Here is a 2,890-nt window from a genome sequence, read left to right on the forward strand (position 1 = left end):
GCCCCGGGAATTCCACCCGGGGCGTCCGCGTTCCCGTGTCACTGCCCGGGAATCCCCGCGCGCCCCTCGGAGGCGCCGTGACGGGCCCCGGAGCGGCGCCGGGCGGCCACCGCCCGCCTGTGCGGGCACCGGTCTCGTGAGCAGCCGCGCCACGAGGTCGTTACCATGGCCGTTCCGGACCTGACCGGGAGACCCGGAAACGCACGAGGAGCGCTCTTGCCAGACGAGGCCCAGCCACTCGCCGCCGCACAGCCCGATCCGCACGCAGACCGGGCCGCCGCGGTGCCTGCCACGCCGCAGAAGCCGGCGGACGGGGCGAGGACGGCTGCGCAGACGCCCGCCGAGCGCAACGGGTCCGGCGCCAACGGAGCCAAGCCCAAGCCGGCGACCGCCTCGGCCTCCACCCCGGCCCCGGCACCCACTCCGGCCCCGGCACCGACCCCCGCGACGGATCCCGCCCCGGCGCCGGGCTCCTCGCCCGCCAAGAGCCAGCTCCCGGTCCCCGTCACCGCGCCGAAGCCCGTCCCGGCCGCCCCCTCACGCTCCGGCGGCTCCTCCAACCGGGTACGCGCCCGGCTGGCCCGTCTCGGCGTGCAGCGCTCCTCGCCGTACAACCCGGTCCTCGAACCGCTGCTGCGGACCGTACGCGGCAACGACCCCAAGATCGACACCGCCGTACTCCGCCAGATCGAGCGCGCCTACCAGGTCGCCGAGCGCTGGCACCGGGGCCAGAAGCGCAAGAGCGGCGACCCGTACATCACCCACCCCCTCGCCGTGACGACGATCCTCGCCGAACTCGGCATGGACCCGGCCACACTCATGGCGGGGCTGCTGCACGACACCGTCGAGGACACCGAGTACGGCCTGGACACCCTGCGCAAGGACTTCGGCGACCAGGTCGCCCTCCTCGTCGACGGCGTCACCAAGCTCGACAAGGTCAAGTTCGGCGAGGCCGCCCAGGCCGAGACCGTACGCAAGATGGTCGTCGCCATGGCCAAGGACCCCCGCGTCCTGGTCATCAAGCTCGCCGACCGGCTGCACAACATGCGCACCATGCGCTATCTCAAGCGGGAGAAGCAGGAGAAGAAGGCCCGCGAGACGCTGGAGATCTACGCGCCGTTGGCCCACCGCCTGGGCATGAACACCATCAAGTGGGAGCTGGAGGACCTCGCCTTCGCGATCCTCTACCCCAAGATGTACGACGAGATCGTCCGGCTCGTCGCCGAGCGGGCGCCCAAGCGCGACGAGTATCTGGCCATAGTGACCGACGAGGTCCAGTCCGATCTGCGCGCCGCCCGGATCAAGGCCACCGTCACCGGCAGGCCGAAGCACTACTACAGCGTCTACCAGAAGATGATCGTGCGAGGCCGCGACTTCGCCGAGATCTACGACCTGGTGGGCATCCGCGTCCTCGTCGACACCGTCCGCGACTGCTACGCGGCGCTCGGCACCGTCCACGCCCGGTGGAATCCGGTACCGGGACGGTTCAAGGACTACATCGCGATGCCCAAGTTCAACATGTACCAGTCGCTCCACACGACGGTCATCGGACCCAGCGGCAAGCCGGTCGAGCTGCAGATCCGTACGTTCGACATGCACCGCCGCGCCGAGTACGGCATCGCCGCGCACTGGAAGTACAAGCAGGAGGCCGTCGCCGGGGCGTCCAAGGTCCGCACCGACATCCCGAAGAACGTCGGCAAGGGCGCCGGTCAGGACACCGTCAACGACATGGCGTGGCTGCGCCAGTTGCTCGACTGGCAGAAGGAGACAGAGGACCCCAGCGAGTTCCTGGAGTCCCTGCGCTTCGACCTGTCGCGCAACGAGGTCTTCGTCTTCACGCCCAAGGGCGACGTCATAGCGCTGCCGGCCGGGGCCACCCCCGTCGACTTCGCCTACGCCGTCCACACGGAGGTCGGCCACCGCACCATAGGGGCGCGGGTCAACGGACGGCTCGTCCCCCTCGAATCGACCCTCGACAACGGCGACCTGGTGGAGGTCTTCACCTCCAAGGCGTCGGGCGCGGGACCCTCACGGGACTGGCTGGGCTTCGTCAAGTCGCCACGGGCCAGGAACAAGATCCGCGCGTGGTTCTCCAAGGAGCGCCGCGACGAGGCGATCGAGCACGGCAAGGACGCCATCGCCAAGGCGATGCGCAAGCAGAACCTGCCGATCCAGCGAATCCTCACCGGAGACTCGCTCGTCACGCTCGCACACGAGATGCGCTACCCCGACATCTCGTCCCTGTACGCGGCGATCGGCGAGGGCCATGTCGCCGCGCAGGGCGTCGTACAGAAACTCGTGCAGGCGCTCGGCGGCGAGGAGGCCGCCAACGAGGACATCGCCGAGAGCGCGCCGCCCTCGCGCGGCCGCTCCAAGCGCCGCTCCAGCAGCGACCCCGGTGTGGTCGTCAAGGGCGTCGAGGACGTGTGGGTCAAGCTCGCCCGCTGCTGTACACCGGTCCCCGGCGACCCGATCATCGGCTTCGTCACCCGCGGCAGCGGAGTCTCCGTCCACCGGGCGGACTGCGTCAACGTGGACTCGCTGTCGCAGCAGCCGGAGCGGATCCTCGAAGTCGAGTGGGCGCCCACCCAGTCGTCCGTCTTCCTCGTCGCCATCCAGGTCGAGGCACTGGACCGGTCCCGGCTGCTATCGGACGTCACCCGGGTCCTGTCCGACCAGCACGTCAACATCCTGTCGGCGGCCGTCCAGACGTCCCGCGACCGGGTCGCCACGTCGCGCTTCACCTTCGAGATGGGCGACCCGAAGCACCTCGGGCATGTACTGAAGGCGGTGCGGGGCGTGGAGGGCGTGTACGACGTCTACCGCGTCACCTCGGCCCGCAGGCCGTAGGACACCTGACGACGGAGCGGCCCGGCGGTGGGATCACCGC

Annotated in this window: 1 protein-coding gene; it reads left to right on the plus strand. The window is 70.2% G+C overall.

Annotated elements, in window-relative coordinates:
- The first annotated feature begins 216 nt into the window (after window positions 1–216).
- On the plus strand, window positions 217–2,850 hold the full coding sequence (locus ACFUN8_RS37215) for a RelA/SpoT family protein (protein WP_383647844.1): 2,634 nt from the start codon (window positions 217–219) through the stop codon (window positions 2,848–2,850).
- Window positions 2,851–2,890: the final 40 nt, after the last annotated feature.

Origin of the sequence: Streptomyces sp. NPDC057307 (genome assembly GCF_042667665.1) — a bacterium.
GTDB lineage: Bacteria > Actinomycetota > Actinomycetes > Streptomycetales > Streptomycetaceae > Streptomyces.